Annotated in this window: 1 protein-coding gene; it reads left to right on the forward strand. The window is 48.3% G+C overall.

The genetic code is table 11. From position 1 onward, the window contains the following. The coding region (locus ACIR131C_RS23750; RefSeq protein WP_196811827.1) for a S8 family peptidase at positions 1 to 907 on the forward strand (907 nt) is incomplete at both ends.

The following is a 907-nucleotide window of genomic DNA, read 5'->3' on the forward strand; positions in this document are numbered from 1 at the left end:
TCACCAAGACCTAGTTGGCAATATCTGGACAAACCCAGGGGAAATTGCCAACGATGGCATTGACAACGATGGCAATGGCTACATTGACGACATTCGCGGTTGGGACTTTGCCTATAACGATAACAATCCCAGTGATGTGGACGGACATGGCACCCATGTTTCGGGAACTATTGCTGGTAAAGGAAATAATGGGGTCGGCGTGACAGGGGTGGCCTGGAATGCTAAAATCATGCCCCTGAAGTTTTTAGATGATACTGGTTCGGGTTCTACTTCCAACGCCATAAAAGCAATTAACTATGCCACAGCCAAGGGCGTGAAAATAACCAACAACTCCTGGGGAGGTGGAGGCTATAGCCAAGCTTTGTATGATGCCATTAATGCCGCTGGACAACAGGGAGCTTTATTTATTGCGGCGGCCGGTAATGAGTCTAATAACAATGACACAAACCCCTCCTATCCCGCCAGCTACAACTTAGCTAATATTATCTCTGTTGCTTCCACCACAAACACTGGTAGCCTGTCTTCCTTCTCCAACTATGGATTGACTAGTGTGGACTTAGGCGCACCAGGTTCAGACATTTATAGCACCACGCCTAATAACACTTATTCCACCTATTCTGGCACGTCAATGGCGACTCCCCACGTTGCCGGGGCTGCGGCTTTAGTCTGGTCTCAAAATCCCACCTGGACAGCCCAACAGGTGAAAAATACCTTAATGAACACGGGCGACCCCCTGGCATCCCTTGCCGGTAAAACGGTTTCTGGTAAGCGGCTCAATGTTTTTAACGCTTTGGCGGCGGCTAACTTACCTTCTGTAACTGTCAGTGTCAGTCCTGCCACTGTTCAAGAAGACGGTGCGACTAACTTGGTTTATACCTTTACTCGCACCAATTTAAACCTAAGTTCT

This window comes from Dolichospermum circinale AWQC131C, from assembly GCF_000426905.1.
Taxonomy (GTDB): Bacteria; Cyanobacteriota; Cyanobacteriia; order Cyanobacteriales; family Nostocaceae; genus Dolichospermum; species Dolichospermum circinale.